General features: G+C 51.4%; 20 protein-coding genes. 8 read left to right on the top strand and 12 right to left on the bottom strand.

All coding sequences use genetic code 11. From position 1 onward, the window contains the following. Window positions 1–9 precede the first annotated feature (9 nt). The 11 genes from atpA to mnmG form a co-directional block, all read right to left on the bottom strand. The gene (gene atpA, locus EPV75_RS11935) at window positions 10–1551 is read right to left on the bottom strand and encodes a F0F1 ATP synthase subunit alpha (protein ID WP_029939163.1); all 1542 of its coding nucleotides are present in this window, start codon (window positions 1549–1551) and stop codon (window positions 10–12) included. Between the two features lie 14 nt (window positions 1552–1565). After that, window positions 1566–2102: a F0F1 ATP synthase subunit delta gene (locus tag EPV75_RS11940; RefSeq protein ID WP_029939164.1), complete on the bottom strand. Its 537-nt coding sequence runs from the start codon at window positions 2100–2102 to the stop codon at window positions 1566–1568. A 10-nt stretch (window positions 2103–2112) separates the two neighbouring features. After that, window positions 2113–2583, bottom strand: coding sequence for a F0F1 ATP synthase subunit B (locus tag EPV75_RS11945; protein WP_128385543.1), 471 nt, complete (start codon window positions 2581–2583; stop codon window positions 2113–2115). A 57-nt stretch (window positions 2584–2640) separates the two neighbouring features. Continuing rightward, window positions 2641–2925, bottom strand: a complete 285-nt coding sequence (atpE, locus tag EPV75_RS11950; RefSeq protein ID WP_011371579.1) for a F0F1 ATP synthase subunit C — start codon at window positions 2923–2925, stop codon at window positions 2641–2643. A 141-nt stretch (window positions 2926–3066) separates the two neighbouring features. After that, the gene (gene atpB / locus EPV75_RS11955) at window positions 3067–3879 is read right to left on the bottom strand and encodes a F0F1 ATP synthase subunit A (RefSeq protein ID WP_038151778.1); all 813 of its coding nucleotides are present in this window, start codon (window positions 3877–3879) and stop codon (window positions 3067–3069) included. A gap of 11 nt (window positions 3880–3890) precedes the next feature. Further along, window positions 3891–4256 carry an ATP synthase subunit I gene (locus EPV75_RS11960; RefSeq protein ID WP_192893998.1) on the bottom strand — a complete coding sequence of 122 codons (366 nt, stop codon included), beginning with the start codon at window positions 4254–4256 and terminating at the stop codon, window positions 3891–3893. 2 nt (window positions 4257–4258) lie between these two features. Next, entirely contained in the window at window positions 4259–4555 is a 297-nt protein-coding gene (locus EPV75_RS11965; protein ID WP_225972339.1) for an AtpZ/AtpI family protein, read from the bottom strand. Window positions 4556–4781: 226 nt separating this feature from the next. Next, entirely contained in the window at window positions 4782–5648 is an 867-nt protein-coding gene (locus EPV75_RS11970) for a ParB/RepB/Spo0J family partition protein (RefSeq protein ID WP_029939169.1), read from the bottom strand. Between the two features lie 14 nt (window positions 5649–5662). After that, complete coding sequence (locus EPV75_RS11975) at window positions 5663–6430, bottom strand: ParA family protein (RefSeq protein ID WP_029939170.1); 768 nt, start codon at window positions 6428–6430, stop codon at window positions 5663–5665. Next, window positions 6431–7081, bottom strand: a complete 651-nt coding sequence (gene rsmG / locus EPV75_RS11980; protein WP_128385544.1) for a 16S rRNA (guanine(527)-N(7))-methyltransferase RsmG — start codon at window positions 7079–7081, stop codon at window positions 6431–6433. Between the two features lie 14 nt (window positions 7082–7095). Further along, window positions 7096–8988, bottom strand: coding sequence for a tRNA uridine-5-carboxymethylaminomethyl(34) synthesis enzyme MnmG (gene mnmG / locus EPV75_RS11985; protein ID WP_128385545.1), 1893 nt, complete (start codon window positions 8986–8988; stop codon window positions 7096–7098). A gap of 193 nt (window positions 8989–9181) precedes the next feature. On the opposite strand from mnmG, the gene EPV75_RS11990 reads away from it, so the two are divergent. The 7 genes from EPV75_RS11990 to EPV75_RS12020 all read left to right on the top strand — a co-directional run bounded on the left by EPV75_RS11990 (window position 9182) and on the right by EPV75_RS12020 (window position 21313). Next, the gene (locus EPV75_RS11990; protein WP_128385546.1) at window positions 9182–9799 is read left to right on the top strand and encodes a hypothetical protein; all 618 of its coding nucleotides are present in this window, start codon (window positions 9182–9184) and stop codon (window positions 9797–9799) included. Between the two features lie 79 nt (window positions 9800–9878). Beyond that, window positions 9879–10925 (top strand): HD domain-containing phosphohydrolase, encoded by a 1047-nt coding sequence (locus tag EPV75_RS11995; protein WP_128385547.1) that lies wholly within the window; start codon window positions 9879–9881, stop codon window positions 10923–10925. Beyond that, a complete protein-coding gene (locus tag EPV75_RS12000) occupies window positions 10897–14799 on the top strand; it encodes a transporter substrate-binding domain-containing protein (RefSeq protein ID WP_128385548.1) in 3903 nt (1300 codons plus the stop codon). Before EPV75_RS11995 ends, EPV75_RS12000 begins: the two co-directional genes overlap by 29 nt. Before the next feature lie 219 nt (window positions 14800–15018). Then, window positions 15019–16572 (top strand): NADH-quinone oxidoreductase subunit L, encoded by a 1554-nt coding sequence (locus EPV75_RS12005; RefSeq protein ID WP_128385549.1) that lies wholly within the window; start codon window positions 15019–15021, stop codon window positions 16570–16572. After that, window positions 16569–19022, top strand: coding sequence for a YbcC family protein (locus EPV75_RS12010; RefSeq protein WP_128385550.1), 2454 nt, complete (start codon window positions 16569–16571; stop codon window positions 19020–19022). Before EPV75_RS12005 ends, EPV75_RS12010 begins: the two co-directional genes overlap by 4 nt. Before the next feature lie 220 nt (window positions 19023–19242). Continuing rightward, window positions 19243–20559: a SulP family inorganic anion transporter gene (locus tag EPV75_RS12015; RefSeq protein ID WP_128385551.1), complete on the top strand. Its 1317-nt coding sequence runs from the start codon at window positions 19243–19245 to the stop codon at window positions 20557–20559. A gap of 205 nt (window positions 20560–20764) precedes the next feature. Beyond that, window positions 20765–21313 carry an SgcJ/EcaC family oxidoreductase gene (locus EPV75_RS12020; protein WP_128385552.1) on the top strand — a complete coding sequence of 183 codons (549 nt, stop codon included), beginning with the start codon at window positions 20765–20767 and terminating at the stop codon, window positions 21311–21313. A gap of 98 nt (window positions 21314–21411) precedes the next feature. Here the strand turns inward: EPV75_RS12020 and EPV75_RS12025 are convergent, their stop codons facing one another. After that, complete coding sequence (locus tag EPV75_RS12025; RefSeq protein ID WP_128385553.1) at window positions 21412–22590, bottom strand: NnrS family protein; 1179 nt, start codon at window positions 22588–22590, stop codon at window positions 21412–21414. Between the two features lie 372 nt (window positions 22591–22962). Between EPV75_RS12025 and EPV75_RS12030 the strand changes: the two genes are divergently transcribed. Further along, on the top strand, window positions 22963–24453 hold the full coding sequence (locus EPV75_RS12030; protein WP_128385554.1) for an efflux transporter outer membrane subunit: 1491 nt from the start codon (window positions 22963–22965) through the stop codon (window positions 24451–24453). The last annotated feature ends 5 nt before the right edge of the window (window positions 24454–24458 follow it).

The following is a 24458-nucleotide window of genomic DNA, read 5'->3' on the forward strand; positions in this document are numbered from 1 at the left end:
TACCCCTTCTTAATAAACGCCGTTTGCTTTGAATGCTTCAACCATCGCTTTAACGTCTGTGATGATGTCATCATTCCAGTCGCCTTTTTCGTTGATTTTAGCCGCCAAATCAGCTTTTTCAGAGTTTAGATAGGCATGCAAGGCCGCTTCGAAGTCCAGTACTTTTTCGACTTCAACGTCATCCAAGTAACCTTCATTCGCCGCATATAGGGAAACGGCCATTTCTGCGATAGTCAAAGGTGAATACTGCTTCTGCTTCATCAACTCGGTGACGCGCTTACCACGCTCCAACTGAGCTTTTGTTGCAGGATCCAGGTCAGAAGCGAACTGGGCGAAAGCCGCCAATTCACGGTACTGAGCCAAATCAAGACGAATACCACCACCCAGCTTTTTGATCGCTTTTGTTTGGGCAGAACCACCAACACGCGATACCGATAGACCCGCGTTAACCGCCGGACGGATACCTTGTGTGAACAAACCAGTCTCTAGGAAGATTTGTCCATCTGTAATCGAGATTACGTTGGTTGGTACGAATGCAGATACGTCACCGGCTTGTGTTTCAATGATTGGTAGCGCGGTCAAAGAACCGGTCTTACCTTTCACTTCACCGTTAGTGAATTTTTCTACGTAGTCCGCGTTAACACGAGCGGCACGCTCAAGCAAACGAGAGTGAAGGTAGAAAACATCCCCAGGGAAAGCTTCACGTCCTGGTGGACGACGTAGCAACAAGGAAATCTGACGATACGCTTGCGCTTGCTTGGTCAGATCATCATAGATGATCAAAGCATCTTCACCGCGGTCACGATAGTATTCACCCATCGCACAACCGGCATAAGCCGCCATATATTGCAACGCAGCTGGATCAGAAGCGTTAGCCGCAACGATAACCGTGTTTTCCATGGCACCGTATTCTTCCAATTTACGCGCAACGTTGTTCACTGTGGAAGCTTTTTGACCCATTGCGACGTACACACATTTCACACCCGTGTTCTTTTGTGAAATGATGGCATCAATCGCGATAGCCGTTTTACCGGTTTGACGGTCACCGATGATCAACTCACGTTGACCACGACCAACAGGAATCATTGAGTCGATGGACTTGATACCTGTCATCATAGGCTGATCAACCGATTGACGATCGATAACGCCCGGCGCGATGCGCTCGATTGGCGAAGTCAATTTCGTGTCGATTGCACCTTTACCGTCGATTGGACGACCTAGACCGTCTACAACACGACCATTCAGTTCCGGACCAACCGGCACTTCCAAAATACGTCCAGTACAAGTGACTTTGTCACCTTCTGAGATGTGTTCATATTCACCTAGGACAACGACACCAACGGAATCACGCTCAAGGTTAAGCGCCATACCGAAAGTCTCTTCGTCAAATTGAACCATCTCACCATACATTACATCTGACACACCATGAATAAGTGCGATCCCGTCAGCAATACTGACGACCGTACCTTCACTGCCAGACTCTGCAGCCCCATCAAACCCTTTGATTCGGTCTTTGATTAGGTTACTGATTTCAGAGGCATTCAATTGCATGTGTTTCCTCTCCATTATTGGGCGATTGCTGCGCCAAGTTTGTTAAGTTGAGAACGCGCTGAGCCATCTACCACCCAGTCACCGACTTTAATCTTAATGCCTGCGATCAGCGTTGGATCTTCTTCATAACTGATCTCAACGTCGGCATCAAACTTAGCATTTAAAGCAGCACTTAATTTCTTCTTCTGCTCAACCGTCGCTTTGCGCGCTGAAACAACTGTCGCTCTAACACGCTTTTCGTCTTCGGCTTTCAATTGTTCAAACAATTCAGCCACATCGGAAAGCGCTGCAAGGCGTTTGTTTTCAGACATGATTGTTAGAAGATTCTTAGCTTCATTCGTCAAAGCCGTTCCCATCACACCAACGAAGATGTCCAAGACTTCTTCTTCGGTTGCAACCGGGTTCACCATAAAGGCCTGCATCGCATCATCAGAAGCGATGGCGGCCAAACTGGTTAACTGCTCTGACCATTCCGCTAGTTTATTTTCTTCTTTCGCCACGTCGAAAGCGGCTTCAGCGTACGGTCTTGCAATCGTTATTAATTCTGCCATAGAGTTATCCTTAGATTGATTTAACTAAGGTTTCAAGCATGTCGTTGTGTGCTGCTGCATCGACTTCTTTATTAAGAATTTTTTCTGCACCAGAAACAACCAGAGTGGAAACTTCTTTACGAAGCTCTTCTCTTGCGCGACTTACTTCTTGCTCTAATTCTGCTTGGGCGGAAGCCTTAATACGGTCAGCTTCTTCAGAGGCTTTGATCTTCGCATCTTCTACGATTTCAGACCCTCTTTTTTCTGCTTGACTCAATACATTTTGAGCTTGAGCTTTGGCTTCTTTCAGTACTTCTTTCGCACGTTGTTCAGCCAATTCAAGTTCATGCTTACCTTTCTCAGCGGCAGAAAGTCCGTCAGCAATACGCTTTTGACGGTCTTCCATTAGCTTAGACAGCGGCCCCCACAGCACTTTATTCACCAACCAAATCAATAGCACAAAAGCCAAGATTTGGATGAGAAGCGTTGCATTAATACTCACGGTGGTTACCTCGCCATTCGTTTATTTAAAAAATAGTTGGTTATGAAACTGTTTGGATTACGCACCCAAAGCAGCTTGCATAGCTCCGACGAATGGGTTAGCGAATAGGAACCACATTGCAAATGCCAAGATAATGAATGGGAAAGATTCCATCAAACCGGCGAAAATGAACATGTTTGTCATTAGCGCAGGACGCATTTCTGGCTGACGTGCGATACCTTCTAGAGTCTTAGAACAGATCAGACCCCAACCGATAGCTGAACCTAGACCAGCCGCAGCCAAGATCACACCCACACCAATTGCTGTAGCAGCATAAATGTCCGCAATAAATTGAGCTTCCATTTAGATTACTCCTTAAAGTTTTATACAAAGTTAAAGTTAAAAAAGCTTTTTACCGGCCACACCGTTGTTCAATGAAACCCGGCAGGTGCGCTTAAACCTTAAGGGAGACAAGCTCCCCGTTATTCCTTTTATCGTTTACCCTTAATGCTCTTCGTGAGCCATACCCAGATAAACAATGGTTAACACCATAAAGATAAAGGCCTGAAGCGTGATAACCAACAAGTGGAAAATCAACCAACCCAGGTCCAATACCGCTTGTAACGGCGCCCAGAATAAGGCAGCGGCACCCACTGCCAAAGTTCCACCGATCAAAGCGATCAGCAGGAATACCAATTCCCCTGCAAACATGTTACCGAACAAACGCAGCGCCAAGGACAAAGGCTTGGAGACTTCTTCGATCAGCGTCATCACAATGTTGACAGGAACTAAGAATTTACCGAAAGGGTGGAACAGGAACATCTTGATGAACCCAACAATCCCTTTCACTTTAATGTTGTAGTAAAGAATCAATGCGAATACGGTAAACGCCATCCCCAAGGTGGTATTCAAATCGGTGGTCGGAACCACTTTCAAATACGCATGCGGGTCGCCCGTAATGATCTGGAACAGGTATGGCAACAAATCAACCGGAATCAAATCCATGAAGTTCATCAACCACACCCATAGGAAGATGGTCAGCGCTAAAGGAGCGATCAATGGATTGTGTCCAGGGAAAGCGTCTCTTACATTGGTGGAAACAAAGTCCAGAATACTTTCGACAAAGTTTTGGAATCCGCCCGGTGTACCGGACTCAAGCTGCCGGCCCAAACGCATCGCCGCAAACACAATCAACGCGCCTAGCAGCACACTAAAAAAGATGGTATCCAGGTTAAATGTCCAGAAACCTTCTCCAATGCTATTATTGGTCAAGTGGTGTTGAATATACTCGACCGTCCCCATTTTTTCAGCACTCAAGGGTCTTCTCCTTAGTCAGTCAAACGCTGCTTCCCTTTCAAATTAAACACCTGGCCGACTTGCATGACCACAAAGGTCAACACCACCGGCAAGGGTGCCAATTCAAAAAGTTGCAACCCCAAAACAAATAACACAGCAAGCAGGATAAACCTAACCACTGCACTCAAATATAAAACCAATATGCCGCTTTTCGGGTCTGTCTTAGCTTTTTGGTTGGCAACTTTAAACGTCAATCCCAACAAAGCCACATTCACAACACCGATCAAAAAACCGAACGCAGCGGCAGAAAACTGTTCCTGCCAGGCAAACACCGCCACCATCAATAAACCCAACAAACCTTGAATCTGGATGGATTTACCCAAGCTGCTTGCCTGCATCTTCATTCCTTATCCGACTGCTTGGAATCGCTCACCGAACTCATCGGCTTTTCGTCTAACAATTCCATCTTTCCAAGCAGTTTATGTACTTTCATCATCCCGCCGACAAAACCAAGCACACCGCAACTCAACAAAAACAGCGGCGTGGTGTCGAACAACACATCAAATGCATAACCCACCAAAAAACCGGCGACGATCATACTGGTAAAAACGGAACCGGCGCTCAACAGCAAAAAATTCAGGGCCGGCTTATGTTTTCTTTCGTTTTGTCCAGCCTTTTTGGGTTCCAGTTCCGACACGGGACGTTCAATGCTCCGATAAATTATTCAGGTTCGACTTTCTTCTCAAGTCAAACGGTCAAGAATAATAGCGGTTTCTGATGCCAAAATCTAGTAATAATCCAATTAATTTTTTTTGCCCACAATATATTGGTTCGTTTCAAAAAACGAACACTAGAGGAGAATTTTTTACCGTCAAACCGAAGCAATAACCTTTTATTAAAAATGGTTATTAAATTGAACTAACTCACTGATTTAATTCGTGTAACAAGCGCTTCAATTCCTCTTCGGAACGGTAGGCGATTTCAATTTTTCCACGCCCCTTCGCGCCATGCGAAATCTTCACATCGGTGGCCATCTTTTCCGCCAAGCGTGCCTGGTGGTCTTCCGCAAATTTCGGCAACGCCGGTTTTTTGGACTTTTTCAGCTGACTCGGCACCAAGACATTCTGCACCGCTTGCTCGATTTCACGCACCGTCCACTGCTTCAAAATAGCCTTTTCCGCCAACTCTAATTGAATGGTTTCCGGCAAGGTAATAATGGCACGTGCATGCCCCATGGACAACTTGCCGTCATGCAACCAATTCTGCACCGGTTGCGGCAACTTCAACAACCGCAGAAGGTTGGTGACGGACGCACGGGAACGACCCACCGCATCGGCCACGGCTTGCTGCGTCAAATCAAACTCCTGCATCAAGCGCTTCAGACCCAAGGCGGTTTCAATCGGATTCAAGTCCTCACGCTGCATGTTTTCAATCAATGCCATCGCCAATGTCGCCTGGTTATCGGCTTTACGAATCACCACCGGTACCGACTCCAACCCGGCCTGCTTGGCCGCACGCCAACGACGTTCACCGGCGATGATTTCATAGCGATCGTCACCCAATGCCTTCACCACAATCGGTTGAACAATACCCTGAATGCGAATCGAGTCCGACAGTTCCTGGAGAGCCTCGGCGCCGAATTGCTGACGCGGCTGGTATTCACCCGGTACCAATTGATCAATTGCGATCTTATCAATCCGTAAATCCGACAGACTGTTTTCCGCTTTCTGCTTACCGCCAATCAGGGCACTGACCCCTCTTTTCCCCATGCCAGAACGTCTTTTTGCCATTACTCTTTACCCAGTTAGATTTTTGTTTTTCGGATCAATTCATTCGCCAACGCCAAATAGGCCACCGCGCCGTTCGAGCCCCGGTCGTAATCCAGTATCGACTCACCGTAACTTGGCGCTTCCGCCAAGCGGACATTTCGCGGCACGATGGTTTGCAGCACCTTCATACCGAAGTGCGCCACCAACTCGCTGGACACATCATTGGCCAGATTATTACGACGGTCATACATGGTGCGCAACAGGCCGTCGATGTGCAAATCCGGATTCAACTCCGTTTGCACCGCCTCAATCGTATCCATCAAGGCCGACAAACCTTCCAGCGCAAAATATTCACACTGCACCGGCACCACAATGCCGTCGGCGGCCGTTAATGCATTCAGGGTCAACATATTCAAAGTTGGCGGGCAGTCGATGAGAATCACATCGTATTTATCGCGCAATTTCTTTAACGCTTTTCGTAAACGTTTCGGGCCTTTTGATTCGTCGATCAAATCGACTTCCGCCGCGGTCAAATCGCCATTGGCGCCAATCAGATCGAGGTTTTCGACATTGGTTTCCATCACCGCATCACGGGCTTTAGTCTCGCCGACCAGCACATCGTAAGCGGACACGTTTAAATCGTCCTTTTCCACCCCGATCGCCACCGTGGCATTGCCTTGCGGATCCAGGTCAATCATCAGAACTTTCTTCTGCATTCGAGCCAACGCAGCGGATAAATTCACCGTCGATGTCGTCTTCCCGACACCCCCTTTCTGATTGGCGACCGCAATGATCCTACTCATTTATTTTTCCCGGCATTTTTCGATTTTAATCAACGTTCTTTGCGCGTCCAAATCGGGCACTTTCAAGTCAAAAACTTGCGACATTTTAGCAAACTCTGGCAGCTCTGCGACTTCATCTTGTGTTTTTTGCGCTTTCATCGCCCACCAGTGTCCACCGACCGCCAACAGGTGCTCGGTCCACGTCAACATATCGTCTAACGACGCAAACGCCCGTGACACCACGCCGTCATAAAGCTGTTCCGGGCGATAGGCTTCCACCCGCTGGTGTAGCACTGTGACGTTTTCCAACCCCAGTTCGGCCTTGGCCTGAATCAAAAAACGGGTTTTTTTACTGTTGCTGTCCAGCAAATCGATTTGACGCTCCGGGAACAGAATCGCCAACGGAATACCGGGCAAGCCACCGCCGGTGCCGACATCAATCAAACGTTCACTGTCGATAATGGCGGCCACGCTCAAACTGTCGAGCAAATGTTTGACGAACATCTCGTCCAGATCGCGAATCGCGGTCAGGTTGTAGGTTTTATTCCACTTTTCAAGCAGGGAAAGGTAATGCAGCAATTTCGACCAGGCCTGGGCGTTTTCGGGTAAACCGAACTGCTCAAACGCTGTAGTGAGACGACCGGAGAATTGATTATGACGAGCGCTATCCACGAACAAACGATCCCTCAACCAGCCGCTTTGCGCTGTTTTTTAATTGAAATCAGCAGCAGCGACACTGCCGCCGGCGTCACCCCGGAAATACGCGACGCCATGCCCAAGGTGGTCGGTTTGTGATCACGCAACTTCTGCTTCACTTCGTTCGACAGGCCGGAAATGGCATCCAAATCCAGGTTGGCTGGAATTTCAACGCTTTCGGCACGGCGCAACTTGTCGATTTCCTCTTGCTGGCGAGCGATGTAACCCGAGTACTTGGCTTCGATTTCAATCTGATCGACCACCGTTTCGTCCTGCAAACCGTCGCCGAACATATCCAACGAGGCCAGAGCGCCATAGGTCACTTTCGGGCGCTTGAGCAAGTCGTAAAGCGTTTGCTCTTTACTCAACGGCAAATCCATCAAGGCCTCGGCCTTTTTCGCCTCGGCATGTTGCGGATAAATCCAGGTTTCCTTCAAACGTGCCAACTCGGTTTCCATCTGTTCCATTTTGGCTTCAAACGCCATCCAACGCGCATCGTCAATCAAACCGAACTCGCGGGCAATCGGCGTCAAACGCTGATCAGCATTGTCTTCCCGCAACATCAGACGATACTCGGCGCGTGAGGTAAACATCCGGTAAGGTTCGGACGTCCCCAGCGTAATCAAATCATCCACCAACACACCGATATAAGCTTCGTCACGTCGCGGATACCATTGGGACTTTTCCTGCGCGCGGCGCGCGGCGTTCAAACCGGCCAACAAACCTTGTGCGGCCGCTTCTTCGTAACCGGTGGTGCCGTTGATTTGCCCGGCGAAGAACAAGCCGTGAACCGCTTGGGTTTCCAAGGTCGGTTTCAAACCGCGCGGGTCGAAATAATCATATTCAATGGCGTAACCGGGACGCATGATGCGGGCATTTTCCATCCCCTTCATGGATTGCACAATCTGCACCTGAGTTTCGAACGGCAAACTGGTGGAAATGCCGTTTGGATACAACTCATTCGACGTCAGACCTTCCGGCTCGATAAACACCTGATGGCGGTCACGTTCGGCAAAGCGCATCACCTTGTCTTCGATGGATGGACAATAACGCGGCCCAACACTGTCGATTTCACCGGCGTCGGAATACATCGGCGATTGATCCAGAGATTGACGGATAAACTCATGGGTTTGTTCATTGGTATAGGTAATGTAGCAAGGCATTTGCTGCGGATGCATCTCCGCTTTGCCCATAAAGGAAAACACCGGCATCGGCGTGTCGCCCGGCTGAATCTGCATAGCTTCGAAATCAACGGTACGCGCGTCGATGCGTGGTGGCGTGCCGGTTTTCAGGCGACCGACCGGCAAATCCAATTCACGCATTTTCTCCGCCAAGCCATTCGCGGGGGCATCCCCGGCGCGGCCACCTTCGTAGTTCTTCAAACCGATGTGAATGCGCCCGGCCAGAAAGGTTCCGGCGGTCAACACCACTTGCCGCGCATAGAAACGCAACCCCATCTTGGTCACGGCGCCGATGACTTCACCGCCCTCCAGAATCAAATCTTCCACCGATTGCTGAAAGATGGTCAGATTCACCTGGTTTTCCAAGCGCATGCGAATCGCCTGACGATACAACACGCGATCGGCCTGGGCACGAGTGGCGCGCACCGCCGGGCCTTTCGAGGCGTTCAGCGTACGGAATTGAATCCCCGCCTCATCAATTGCCAAGGCCATGGCGCCGCCCAATGCATCGACTTCTTTCACCAAATGACCTTTACCGATGCCGCCAATCGCCGGATTACAGGACATCTGTCCGAGCGTATCAATATTATGCGTTAATAGCAGGGTTTTCACGCCCATGCGCGCGGATGCCAGCGCGGCTTCCGTACCGGCATGCCCGCCCCCGACGACAATCACATCAAAATTGGTCACCGCGCTATCCATCGAAACAACTCCACCCGCCTGTTAATACGCCGACGCCGGAACCAGAAATCCCACCAGGCCTGGTCAAAACCGTCTTTTCGGCTGCCTATAAAAAAACGATGCATTATAGCATAAATTCCGCTTGGAATAATTTTACCTTTCATCCAAAATTTTCTTCTATAATGTTGAAAACACTCAACAAAAAGGCCTCGCTATGACATTGGTTTCCACACCTGTTCGTTTATCCGTATTGTTGGCTTTCCTATCCCTAAGCGCTTGCTCGCTGACGCCGCCCAAAAGCATGATGGACGTCCAAGCGGGTTACACTTTCACATTGAAAAAGCCGGTCACCGTTCCGGCGCATGATGCTCGGGCCTTCATTCAGGACGGTCAAATGACCACCCACCACGGCTTTAACCGCTACGAACAACATTGTGAACTTGAAGTAAAAGACTTGTCCCGCAAGCCGCAAGTGATTCAACCCGGCACCTTCACCATCACCAAAGTGCGTATCGACTCCGAAGCCATCGCCAGCCGCCAAGCGCCTACGGTTTTCTATGCGATGAACGACATCAATCCTTATCCGAACCAAACACTTCGTGACCTGCCGGCCCACGTCAATCTGGCCGACAATGACGGAGGTGCCGGCATTGACCCGACCATGGATTTGGTTTACCTCTACCTCGAGTCGAAAACCCAGCCCAATATTCTGCGTTTAACCTGTGCCGGTTCATTGAGCCGCGGCAACCCGTTGGATGCGCCTCGTAGCCAACGCCCACAGCAAAAACAAATCAACCAGATTCTCGGCAGCTACGGCGAAGTGGCGCCCTGACGTTGACTGAAAACTAAAAAATTCAACCGCCATATCGGCCTTTGCGCCGGCAAACGGTTATTTCTGTACGGAGCGGACAATGCAATATGGATTTCATATTCTCATCGTCGACGATGTCTCGGAAAACATTCAGGTCGCCATGAGCATACTGAAAGAAGAAGGCTACCAGTTTTCCTTCGCCATGGATGGCGAACAGGCGTTATCGCTGGTCGAGGAAAACGACTTCGACCTGATTCTGCTGGATGTGATGATGCCGCGGATGGACGGCTTCGAGGTCTGTCGGCGCTTGAAGTCACAGGCCCGCACCCAGGATATCCCCATTATCTTCCTGACCGCAAAAGTCGACATCGATTCGGTCAGCCAGGGGTTCCGGCTCGGTGCGGTCGATTACATCACCAAGCCCTTTCATGCCGAAGAACTCATTGCCCGCGTCAAAAACCACCTCGAACTCTCCGCCGCCAAACACCTCCTCAAACAAAACAACCTGACCCTCCAGAAAAACCTGGCCCACCGCGAAAAACGCTTCGCCACCGAGCTGGAAGAAAACCAGAAAGAAATCATTTTTGTCCTCACCGAATTGATGGAATCCACTTCCGACGAAACCGGCCAGCATATCCGGCGCGTCGCCGAATGCTCAAAATGCCTGGCGCATTATCATCCCAACCTATCGAGCGACGATGAAAGCGTAATTTACCACGCCGCTCCCATGCACGACATCGGTAAAATGACCGTGCCGCTGGAAATCCTGCACAAACCCGGCAAACTGACACCAGCCGAATTCCAAATCATCAAATCCCACACCACCACCGCTTACGACATGCTCAAGTTTTCCAAGCGCAAATTCATTCAGGCCGCGGCGGTGATTGCCTTGCAGCACCACGAAAAGTGGGACGGCAGCGGTTACCCCAACCGGCTGGCCGGGGAAAACATCCACATTTACGCCCGAATCGTCAGTGTCGCCGACGTTTTCGATGCCCTGACTCATAAACGGGAATACAAAGACGCCTGGCCGATTGACGACGCCGTGCAATACATCGTCGAACAAAAAGGCATTCAATTCGACCCGCAACTTGTGGACATCTTTACAGAACACCTTGATGATTTCATCCGTATTTCGCAAACTTAGCCGGTTTTTACGCCTACTGACCTGGCTGCTTTTCTGTTGGACGGGCGGCGCACAGGCACTCGACCTGACGCCTCAGGAAACCCGCTGGATTCAACAGCACCCGGAAATCACCCTCGGCGCCGATTACCAATGGCCACCGTATGAATTCAATGACGAACGAGGCCGTCACACCGGCATCTCCGCCGACATTCTGCAATTAATTGAACAAAAGACCGGCCTGGTCATTCATGTCCGTTCCGGCGTCTGGGCCGAAATTTTAAAGGATGCCAAACAAGGGAAGCTTGATGGACTGGCCTGTGCCGTCAAAACGCCGGAACGCCAAGAGTATTTTTCGTTCACCACCCCTTACACCCAGATGCCGCTGGCGGTCTTCGTGCGCAATGACAGTGCCCTCAAACGCCTCGGCTCGCTGGATGACCTCAAAGGCCTGACAGGCCAAAGCATTGCCATCAATCAAGATTCTTACCTTCATGAATGGCTGAAAACACACTATCCGGGGTTTCAATTTCGGCCCCAGCATTCGAACTTGGAAGCACTGGAAGCGGTTTCCTTCGGGCAGGCCGACGTTTACATCGGCAACTTGGCCGTGGCCACTTACCTCATCAAACACCATTATCTGACCAACCTCGACATTCTCGCCAAGGCCGACGATTACCAGACCGAAACCGCCATCGCCATCGATAAAGACCAACCCCTTCTCTTCAGCATCATCCAAAAGGCGCTCAACGACATCCAGCCCAGTGAAAAGAACGCCGTGCTCAATCGCTGGTTCATGGCCTCCCGCTCCGACCAACTCCATCTGACCGACGCAGAAGTCGCCTGGATTCAGGCCCACCCCGTCGTCAAAGTGGCCGGTGAACCGGATTGGGCTCCGTTCGATTTCGTCAACCTCAACGGCGACTATCAAGGCATCGCCAACGACTATCTGGCGCTCATTTCCCAGAAGACCGGCCTGCAATTCGACATTGAAACCGGCATATGGCAAAGCAACCTCGACCAAATCCGACGCGGCGAAGTCGATTTGCTCCCCGCCGCATTCGTCAACGACCGCCGTCGCCAATATGCGCTGTTCAGCGCGCCCTATTTCAAAACCCTGACCTATTTCTTTGTCCGTCAGGACGTCGACGTCAAACGGCTCGAAGATCTGAATGACCCGACCTTGGCCATCCCGAAAGGCTATGCGCAAGTCGATTATCTGAAAAAGCACTATCCGCACATCCAATTACTGGAAACCGATACGTTGAGCCAGGCGATTGACGCCGTCATCGAAGACAAAGCCCAACTGTTGTACGACAATTATTCCGTTTTGTCCTACACCCTGACGCAATTCGGCATCCGCAACATCAAGCCGTTTCGTTCCTCCCGGCAGGCAACGCAATCATTGCACTTTATGATTCGTCAGGACGCTCCGGAACTGCAATCCATCATCAACAAAGCGCTGGCCGCCTTCACCCCCGCCGAAAAACAACAAATCGACGACAAATGGCTCAATGTGCTCCCGACACCGCAATCGGTGCCCATCACACCCGATCAGCAAGCCTGGCTAAACGCCCACCCGATTGTCTCCTTCGGCGGTTCACCGGACTGGCGGCCGTTTGAAGCCTTCACAACCAAAGGGCGCTATGTCGGCATCGTCGCCGATTTTCTCCGCGCGCTGGAGCAAAAAATGCCGATTGAATTCCAGCCCCACTCGACCCGGACCTGGCAGGAAACCCTCAACCTGGCACGAAAAGGAACGCTGGATGTCATCTCCGGCGACATTGACGACCCGGTATTGGCCGAACACTATCACCCCATTACCCCGTATCTGAAAAGCCCGATTGTCATCGTCATGAAAGACCGCAACGAATTCGTCAACGGTTTGCCGGAACTGCGCGACCGTAAAATCGCTTTCGTGAAAGGCTTCGGTTACAGCCACGCCATCACCCGCGCCTATCCCGCCTACCATTTCCAACCCGTCGATTCGGCACAGGATGCCTTGGAAGGAGTTGCCATCGGCCGTTACGACGCGGCGCTGATGTCGCTGCCGAAAGCGAGTTATCTCATCAAACAGAACAATCTCCACACGCTCAGCATCGTCGGAAAAACCGACCTCTTCATGCAGATGACCTTATTCGTCTCGAAAGACAAACCGGAACTGCATCAACTGCTCAGCCTGGCAATGGACAGTCTCACCCAGGAGCAGAAACAGGCCATTCTCGACCGCTGGACGAAGATCGAATTCGCCCCGCAATTCGATTACATCCTGCTCATTCAAATCGCCGGCATTTTCCTGGCCGTTGTCCTGATGTTCCTTTACTGGAACCGCAAACTCGCACGTGAAATCGAACACCGCAAAGCCGCCGAAGCCCAACTCAGACACAACGAACTTCTATTGCAGGAAGCCAAGGAACAGGCGGAAGCCGCCAACCGTGCCAAATCGGAATTCTTGGCCAATATGAGTCATGAAATCCGCACCCCGATGAACGCCATCATCGGCTTTACCGAGCTGCTGAACGAACAGGTCTCGGAACCCCGTTTGAAAAATTTCATCCGCACCATTCAATCCGCCGGCAACACTCTGCTTATGCTCATCAACGACATCCTCGACCTGTCGAAAATCGAAGCCGGCAAAATGACGCTGCAAAAACAAGCCACCAATCCGCATGACCTCTTCAAGGATATCGGCCAGATATTCACCATAAACATGCAGAAAAAAGGCCTGGACTTCCTGGTGGACATTGACCCGAGTTTGCCCGATGCCCTGCTGTTGGATGCGGTTCGCTTACGTCAGATTCTGTTTAATCTGCTCGGCAATGCGGTCAAATTCACCGACACCGGCCACATCAAATTGTCGGTGAAATCCATGAACGTTCTGGAACATCTCAGCAAACTCGATATCCTCATCGAAGTGTCCGACACCGGCATCGGGATTCCACCAGAACAACAAACTCGCATCTTCAACGTCTTCGAACAGCAAGACGGCCAAAGCACCCATAAATTCGGCGGCACCGGTTTGGGGCTTTCCATCACTCAGCGACTGGTGGACATGATGGGCGGGCACATCAATCTCGAGAGCGAACCGGGCAAGGGCAGCACCTTCGGCATTCTCCTACCGAGTGTCGACATCGCCTCCATCCGCCATCATTCCGACGACCATCACGAACACGACACCCGGCATGGCCGAATCCGCTTCCAACCGGCTTCGGTGCTGGTGGTGGATGACATTGAAGACAACCGCGAACTGATCAAACACAACTTCGACGACACCGACATCCAAACAACCGAAGCCGAAAACGGTCAAGTGGCACTGGAACGCTGTCAGGCGCAAAACTTCGACCTGATTTTGATGGACATCCGCATGCCCGTCATGGATGGCTACGAGGCCGCCCAGGCCATCAAAAAACAATATCCGGCGTTACCGATTGTCGCCTTAACGGCCTCGGTCATGGAAGACACGGAAGAAAAAGCCAAACGCACCCATTTCGACGATTATCTGCGCAAACCGGTTTTGAAATCCGACCTGTTCCGAACCCTAAGCCATTTTCTGCCACACGATTACGAACCGCTTGAGTCCGATGACACCCCCTCGCTACGCCCGATTGTCAACGACATCATCCGACAAGACCCGACCTCATTCCTGCAAGCGTTGGAAAGTCTGCAACCCAAATACCAAAAAGCCCTCAAAACCAACAGCATCGCCGACATCAAACAATTTGCCGACCAATGTGCCGAACTGGGGCATCAATATCAATGCGTGCAATTCGACGAAATGGCGACCTTCTTGTTGGAAGCCCTCGACAGCTTCGACATCCCGAGCATCCAAGCCGGTTTGCAACGGTTTCCGAGTATCGAAACCGCACTTCGAAAAGCACTGAACGACACATCCGGCTAACCGGTCTCGACGCTCTTTACCCCAAAACGACCAGGCCTGGCCGTTTTCCACCTTTTAATGAACCCTTCTCAAACCCAGTTGGAATCAGGGCTAACGCGTCCATACATGCGATGCAGTCTATAGGTCGCATTTAATTTCCCAATTTTTCTTTCCCGCCCATCTCTCCTAACATTATCGCCATGTAATCTGCCTCAACTGTATTTGTGAAAGGAGTGTCTTATGGACGGTCATTGGATCGGAAATTGGCTATTAATACTCGTCCCGCTCGGATTTTTTCTGGGCGCACTGCTCAATGAAAAACGCGCTCGCTGGAACACGGCCGCCGCCATCAGCTTGACCGCGCTTGCCCTGGTCATCGTATTGGGCTTGCTGGAACGTTTCAATGTGGCGCCGGTCGTAAACACCGACAGCTGGATCACGCATTCACCGGTCGCCTACGTCATGCTCGGCCTCATCAGCTTTATCGCCTTCATCAATATCCGCTATTCCAGCGCCTACATGGCCGGGAATAAGGACGAGGAAAAACGCTACCTGCGCTGGCTGATGATCACATTGGGCAGTGTCGCGATGGTGGTCATCAGTAACCACATGCTGTTGATGATGACCGCCTGGATCGCCATCAGCCTGAGCTTGCACCAATTGTTGATTTTCTACCCGGAACGCCAACGGGCCGTGCTGGCCGCCCACAAAAAATACATTTTTGCCCGAGTGGCGGAACTGTGTCTGTTGAGTGCCATCCTGATTTTGCATTACGAGCACAACACCTGGTTCATCACCGACATCCATCGTACCATCGACTTGAACGGCATCACCCATCTCGATCAGGTCGCCGCCCTGATGGTCGCATTGGCCGCACTGGTGAAGTGTGCCCAGTTGCCGTTGCACGGCTGGTTGATCCAAGTGGTCGAAGCCCCCACGCCGGTTTCCGCGCTGTTGCACGCCGGCATCATCAACCTGGGTGGCTTCCTATTGATTATCTTCGCGCCTTTGATCGTGGTTTCCGACATCGCTCAATGGGTTCTGCTCATTATCGGCGGCATCACCACCGTGCTGGCCGCATTGGTCATGATGACCCGCGCCTCGGTCAAGGTGCGTCTCGCTTGGTCCACCATGTCGCAAATGGGCTTAATGCTGGTCGAATGCGCCCTGGGGTTATTCGAGCTGGCCCTACTGCACTTGGTCGCCCACTCCTGCTACAAGGCCTATGCATTCCTAAATTCGGGTTCCGAAGTCGAATCCAGTCTCAAACGCCGCCTGTCACAAGCGGTACCGCCCAGCCGAACCGAATGGATTCTGGCCGGACTGGCCTCACTGACACTGGTCGCCGCCTTGGTCGCCGTACTGGATTTGGACGGCCCTTACAGCCCATGGCTATTGTTCGCCATTGCCCTGACGCTGCTCATGGCCGAACGCCGAGGACGACTCAACACCGCTTCGGTCATCAGCATGATGACGCTGGGTGCGATTTTGATTGCGGCTTACAGCCTGCAAAAAGCCGGGGCTTACCTGGTCATTCCATCGATGACCACCAGCGTCGGCTGGGTCGGGGATGCCTGGATCGGCTTTTTGATGATCCTGTTTATGGCCGGTTACATCCTGCTGCGTTACCACACCGACCACCCGCTTGTCACCAAAGCGCGCCGCGCCTTTTATGCCGGGTTTTATCTGGACGAATGGGTGACGCGTCTTAATTTGCGGATCTATCCGACCCGTTTACCGGTTCGGTTGAAACCCAAAAAACTTCAGATTCCAAAAGAGGAGTTTTTCCAATGATGGCTGATAACATGACCAACCAAGCCACGGCGCTGAGGCCGAGTCTTCCAGACAATCAACGACGTTCCCTGCAAGCGGCCTGCAGCCGCATTGCGCCGACCTGGCCGCTTGACGAACTGATTGCCGTCAACCCTTGGTGGGAAATGCGTGACGAACACGTCAGTCAGGTTTCTGCCCGCCTCAGCGCCCTGACGCAGGCCAACTGTGTCATGCCGAAAGCCTATTTCCAGGAAATCTGGATGGAAACGCTGCAACCGCAACATTTGGAAACGGCCATCGCCGAGTTCGGCAAAGATTACAGCGTCGAAACCATGGAGCGCTACCTGCTCAACGAAGACGACCAAACCCACTGGCACAACATCAGTGACTTCGTCGACAGCGGCCCCAACCGCAAGTACAAAATGGCCTGGCGGGATGAGATTACCCACCAGATCAGTCAGTTCTGCGCGGACTTTTTTCGCCCCCAAAATGTCGAGTCCGCCCCTTACGCCAACACCTATCAAGGGCTTTACCTTGAGTGGTTGAGAACCACCCGGCAAGACAAAGGGATTGAAATTCTCATGGCGGAAGACGGCCTGACCGAACTGTTCAATGACTTGCCGGAAAGTGCCGAAGCCCTGCTGGCCGAAGCGCTGATTGGATTGCGAGTGCCGGAAGGTGAAACCGCCGAATACAGCCACGCCTTATTGTTGGACATCAACGGCTGGGCCTCCTGGGTGGCCTACCTGCGCTGGCAGGATCGTTTAAGCGGACATGACAATGACCTGATGATGGATTTGCTCGCCATCCGCATGGCTTGGGAATGGGTCCTTTGGCGTCACCAAAAACAAACCGACAAAGTCGTCTTCAACGAATTGAAAGTGATGTGGCGTCACCAGATGACCATCGTGCACGACTTGATTCAGAATCATCAAAATTCGCAGGAAAAATCCTGGATTTGGCAACGGGCCGCGGAAATCGCCTATCAATCGACGTTGCATCAACAACTGAAATACTCGCCCCATGCCGAACAGACCGACGCCGGTAAAACGCCGACCTTACAGGCCGCTTTCTGCATCGACGTGCGCTCGGAAATCATTCGACGTGCGCTGGAAGCGCAGGATGCCGGCATCGAAACCCTTGGCTTCGCCGGTTTCTTCGGGTTACCGATAGAATACCGCCCGGCCGGAACCGATATTATCCGGCCACAACTGCCAGGCCTGTTGAAATCCAACATTCAGGTAGCGCCCATTCTGCCGCAGCAAAAAACTGCGTCGATTCGGGAAAAGCTCAACAAGAAAGCCCGTTGGATTGAATGGAGCAATGCCCCACCGTCCGCTTTTACCATGGTGGAAGCGACCGGGTTGATATATGCCTTTAAGCTGTTGCGAAACAGTCTTTTCCCGGAAGATGACAGCCATCCGGTCAACCACCTTCCGGTGAGCGACGCCTTCGAACTGACACAGGGCCAAGACCCGCTCAGTCTGTCGCAAAAAGTCGATTTGGCTTACGGCATCCTCAACGCCATGGGGCTGACCGGACCCTTGGCGGAGACGGTGCTGTTGGTCGGGCACGGCAGCAGCAGTTGCAACAACCCGCACGCTTCCGGGCTGGACTGCGGAGCTTGCGGCGGCCAAACCGGCGAAATCAACGTTCGGGTTCTGGCCTATTTACTGAATGACCCAACCGTTCGCGATGGCTTGCAGGCAAAAGGCCTCACCATTCCAACGGCCACCCGTTTCGTCGCCGCCATGCACAACACCACCACGGACGAGTTCACTTGCTTCGGGGAAGACATCGCTCGCAATGAACCGGTTTCCAACTGGTTGGCCCGCGCCGGCGAAATGGCCCGTCAGGAACGTTCGATCCGTCTTGGCTTGGACCACCTGAAAGAACCGGTCTTGCACAAATCCATCAAGCACCGCGCCAAGGACTGGTCACAGGTACGGCCTGAATGGGGCCTGTCGAACAACGCCGCCTTCATCGTGGCACCGCGTTGGCGGACTCGTGGCATCAACCTGCAAGGTCGCGCCTTCCTGCACGATTACGAGGCGTCGCAAGACCCGGACGCCAGCTTGCTGACCCAAATCATGACCGCCCCGATGGTGGTCACCAACTGGATCAACCTGCAATACTATGCGTCGGTCTGCGACAACCACACCTATGGCAGTGGTAACAAAGTCCTGCACAATGTGGTGGACGGCTGCATCGGGGTGTTTGAAGGCAACGGCGGGGATTTACGCATTGGACTGCCGATGCAATCCCTGCACGACGGCAACAAATGGATGCACGAACCGCTTCGCCTCAGTGTCTATATCGATGCGCCGCGCAATGCCATCGCCAAAGTGGTGGCGGAAAACGAAGTGGTGCGTCAGCTCATCGACAACGAATGGCTGTTCTGTTTCCGTTGGGACTCTAATGGCAGCGTTGAAAGGTTTATTAAGCAAACTTGGCAAGCGCATCATAACTAAAAGTACATAGTTGGCTGGGTGCAATAGATGAAAACCACCAGGCCTGGTGGTTTTCATCTATTGCAAATAACTCAAATACCCCATTAGGTTCAAGTTGAATTTTCAACTGATCAGCCCGGCGACGTGGTGAGCTTATCCCTCTTTTTCAACTGAGAGAGTCAAGCTATCAAATGCAACATGCCTTTAAGCATTTTCAGAATCAAAAGGTTTAAAAAAACAAATGACACAGGAAAACATAAACACAGAAAATGCCCAAATATCGGATACAGGTTCGGCGGCCTTTCGAAAGGAGTACGCTTTACAAGATCTGCAAGCCGGCGTGATTACCGCAACCATGGCGATTCCCTTGTCCATCGGTATCGCTTTAATGTCGGATTACCCGATTCAGGTCGGCCTCGCGACGGTGGCATTTGCATCTTTCATTGGCTTTTTATTTGCCTGGTTTCGCCCAGGAAACTTTATCGGCGCGCCGGGTATTGCCGCTGGTTTAGCACCGATTTTAGCCTTGGGCATTGCTACCTTCGGCATCGAAAACATGGCGTTTATCATTTTTTTAACGGCGACTTTTCAGGCGTTGATTTGGAAGTTCAATTGGCAGCGATATTTGCTTATGGCCGTTCCCGGTTACTTGGTTGAAGGCTTATTGGCCGGAATTGGGTTAAAAATTGCCCTGAAATTTCTGCCGTTTTTATGGATGCTACCGGTCGGAGTGGCCGCCAGCGAAGATTTCTGGACGGAATCGCGTATGCAAGTGATTGCGTTATCCGCAGTCGGTGTTTTGTTGTTTTTGGGGCTATTTCAAAAATTTAAGGACACCAAACCGGCATTGCCTTATTTTGCACTGATTGTCTTTGGCATTATGGCCGCCTTCTTTGTGGAGGTGAAAATGCTCAAGGTCGAAGACATTGAGTTTAATATCGGTTTTCCGGTTCCCAACTTTGACAGTGTGTGGCTGTGGCTTTATGCCTTTTTCTTCGCGATGATGTTGGCTGTGGTGGATGTGATTGAGCAGGTGATGAGTAACGCCGCTATTGAAAAAATTGACCCTTTGAAACGACCCTGTAACTCCAATAATTCGCTGCTGGCGATTTGGGTGTCGAATATGGGGGCGTCTTTCTTTGGCGGGATGACCAATTTGGACGGTTTGGCAAAATCCTCTACCAATCGTTTGGCGGGCGCTTACACCAAATTATCGGTGCTGGTCATTGGATTACTGATTACTTTTTTTGTTTTTAATGTGCACCATCTTGACCATCTCCCATATTTTGCATTGGCGATTATCATGACGTTTGTCGGCATCAAGATGGTGTTGGGCCTGTTGCACATTGCCAAGCATGGTCCTTATGCTTTGCTGCTGGCCACGCTGTGTGGCATTTTGGTTTTTAAGGTCGGCATTTTCGAAGGCTTGATCATTACTCTGGTGATTCATGCACTGATTTATTATGTGATTTTTAAGAAGATTGATTGCCGTCCAACCGGCTCCATTCTCCGTCATTATTTCAAAAAATTTAAAGAAGACGATAAAGAATTAAATTGAGAGCTTTGCATGAGTGGGGCGCGATAGAAAAATGAGATAAAATTTTTCTGAATTAGGCGGAAAACGCAGCGAATAGCGAGCTATTTGCCAGTTTTTCAACGACATTCAGGGAAATTTTAGCCATTTTTATCCGTGCATCCATCTCGTACAAAGCTCTCAAATTAACGGTTTTCGTAAAGCCGTTTTAAATGAAAAGGAAATTATTATGAACGATCGTTATCCAATCAGCGGTACGGTGGGAATTGAGTGGGATGGCCAACAAAAAGTCAGTGTCAGCGGTTTTCAGTCGAGACAAAAAACCAGTTTGGTGACTCAACGCAATCTAAAAGCGCCGGTGGACACCGCCTATGCCAACGAGTCTTGCCATTGTGCGCCGGCCTCGGAAAAATTAGCCAAGGAGTTGTTTCAGCGCTGGAACCAAGCTCTGCTGAGCGAAAATGCCAAGTCGGTCGCCAATCTATATTGGGACGATGCGGTGTTGTTGCCGACGGTGTCTAATGTTCCTCGTATCAACCCGGCTGAAATTGAAGATTACTTTCAACACTTTTTGCAATCCAAGCCGAATGGCACCGTTTTATCGCGTAATTTAAAACAAGGATGCAACAAATTGACGGATGCGGGTGTCTACGAATTTGAAGTGGTTAAAGGCGGTAAAAAAAGCGTGGTGCCCGCCCGTTACACCTTCGTGTATGAGTTTCGTCATGGCGACTGGAAAATCATTCATCACCATTCTTCAATGATGCCGGAATCTTGATGCTGGATAAGCTCAGATAATGCAACAACTTAAAGAAATGCGACCCTTAATGGCGCCTTAATTTGGACGAAGTATCGGCCTGGCCCAAACGACAGAGATTACAGCAGAATACCGCTGTTCGGTTTCCGGCTGGGGCGTGCCAGAATTGGCAGGTACAATACCGTCAGCCATAAAAAGGCCAGGCTCCAACCCAACTGGCTGGCCTGAACCCACCAGACAGTGTACTCCGGCAACAGGAGCGGAAACGCCACCCGCAATACGGCGGAGGCCGCCAAAAGGGCGAACACCCAAACCAGACTTTTCGGCGGTTCAAACACATTCCGGTTGGTATGCCCCAACGAAATGCGCGCCATAATGGACGAACACAGCAAGCCAATGCCTCCGGCCGCCAGCGCATGCAAGGCAATCGATTCACTGACCCAACCCAGACCGACCAAGCCGTAGAGCGCCATGCCGGTCACCATAAACGCATAGGAAACGTGCAAGGGCCACAGCAGCAACACCGACCAGATGCGTGGATGGTACCAGGCCTTCAGTCGGATAAAATGCACGCCGGCCAACGGAAGCGCAATCAAACTGGTCGCCCAATGCTGCGGGAAAAACACCGCCGCCACCATCAACGCCAAAAAACCGACCAGCGCCAAGGCATCCAACCGTTTCGACTGCACGCTTTCCGGCAACCCCAACGCCTTTTCGGTGAAAAACGGAATCAGACGCCGCATCATCGTCAAGTTAATCGCCAGCACCAGAAAGAGCCCGAAAATCACCCCCAGGTGCACACCGTTATCGAGCCAGTTAAACGCCCCGGCGTAAAACACCCCATTGGCCGCCAACAACAAGGCAAACTTCGACGCCAACCCCATTTGCGGCCACAATTTTTGGCGCAACACCGGGCCGATGAACAGCCACAGCAGCCCGAGGTTAAACAGCAAATCGGACGTCGCCACCCAAATCAACGGCCAATCCAGCAAAAAACCGATTCGCGCCAAGGCCCAACAGGCAAACACCCAAGCCAGACGCCAACCCGAAGCCGAATTCTCCTTCGACCAGTTCATCACCGCCGTCAGCAAGAACCCTGTCACCGTCGCCAACGCATAACCGAACACCATTTCATGCGCATGCCAATACATCGACGGAATACCGGAGAAGGTCGTCATCGCAGCCGGATATTGCCAAAACCAGATCAACATCGCCACGCCGGTGAACAGACTGCCACCCAGAAAAAACGCGCGGAAAGCGCGATCGAAAAAGAATAACTGACTCGGAAGTCGTACCATTGCCTTCTCCTTTGAATTCGAATGGTATGAAGAAATCGACCAGGCCTGGTCAAAATCGTAGTCTATGAATGCCCACTTTCCAACAAGGTACAGAGTAAGGTTTGATGATTTTGATAACTCTCATCAAGGCTACGCCTAGCGACCAGCTTGAATCCATGGTCGCCCATCCACACTTTTTTTGTCGCAACATCATATCACAACACCAAAATCACGCTGACCAGCGCACGCCCCCGTCACTTGAAAAGTGAGCTCCCTTCCTAAAAATGCAATAATAATCCTTGTTAACGACTCATGAGTCGGTATATGATAACGGCATGATGCTTATATGTAACACTCGCCTCAAACCAGTGAGTTAGAAAAGACGGAACCAGCATGTTTTCACCCCCTAAACAGAATTCAATCACAAAGCACCTGTTACGCTTTTCGCCATTAGGGGTTGGTCTTCTACTGCTGTCACTGGCGGGCTGTTCCATGGCGCCCGAGTATCAACGCCCGGAAGCACCCATTCCATCCAAATTTCCGGCCCCTGAACAAGCGGCGAAGACTCTGGATGCCACCATGCCGGAAGATAAAGCCACACCGGACTGGCAAACCTACTTCAGCGACCCGGCACTGCAAAAAATCCTCAATGACGCGCTGGCCAACAACCGCGATTTGAGAATCGCGGCCGCCCGAGTCCGAGCTTCACGCGCCATTTACGGCATTCAGCGCTCCGATCTTTTCCCCGACATCAATGTCGGCGCACAAGGCAGCCGAACCCATACGCCCGCCGACCTTAGCTATACCGGCAGGGAAGTCACCTCGTCGAGTTATCAACTCAGCGCCAATTTAAGTATCTGGGAACTCGATTTCTGGGGCCGAATCCGCAGTTTGGAAGAAGCCGCATTACAAGATTACCTGTCGCAGGAAAGTTCGCAACAAGCGTTTAAAATCGCCTTAATTGCTCAGGTGACCAATGGCTACCTGAATTATCGGGAGTTGGATCAACGCCTGGTTCTGGCCCAAAAAACCCTGAGTTCCCGCGAAGAATCCTACCGTATTTTCAAGCGACGCTTTGAAATGGGTGTCATCTCCGAACTGGACCTGACACAGGTCGAAACTCTAGTCAAACAAGCTCAAACTCTGACCATCGAATTGGAGCAACTTAAAGAAAACCAACTCTACGACTTGTCCTATCTGGTCGGCAGTCCGGTGCAACTGAAGCATGTCGACAGCTATTTCGGCGAAGAGGCGGTATTTCAACCGATTTCACCAGGCCTGCCTTCCGAGCTGCTGAACAACCGGCCGGACATTCTCGCCGCCGAGCATTCACTGCGTTCCGCCACCGCTAATATCGGCGCGGCCAGAGCGGCCTTCTTCCCGAGCATTACCCTGACCGGCTATGCCGGCACCGCCAGTGCGGAACTGGACGGCCTTTTCGCCTCCGGCAGCGGTGCCTGGAGTTTTGCTCCCAGTATCAACCTGCCGATTTTTAACGGCGGGCGAAACCAGTCCAATCTGGATTTATCCAAGGCACGCCAAAACGAGGCCGTGTCCAACTACGAAAAAACCGTTCAAAACGCTTTCAAGGAAGTCTCGGTTTCATTGTCGAATCAGAAATGGTTAAAGAAACAATTGAAGGTGTTGGAAGATACCTTATCCATACAACAACGCCGAGCCCATCTGGCCGAACTTCGCTACAAAAGCGGCGCGACGCCTTTTTTGGAAGTTCTGGATGCCGAACGCGCCCGACTCAGTGCCGAACAGACGCTCGTCACCGCCCGGCGCGCTTTATCCAGCAGTCAGGTTGAACTTTACACCGCCATTGGCGGCGGCCTGACCCAGAAACAAAAATCCCCTGCCCCCCAAAAAACCGGAGAATAATCAAC

The sequence above is a fragment of the Hydrogenovibrio thermophilus genome (genome assembly GCF_004028275.1).
Classification (GTDB): Bacteria; Pseudomonadota; Gammaproteobacteria; order Thiomicrospirales; family Thiomicrospiraceae; genus Hydrogenovibrio; species Hydrogenovibrio thermophilus.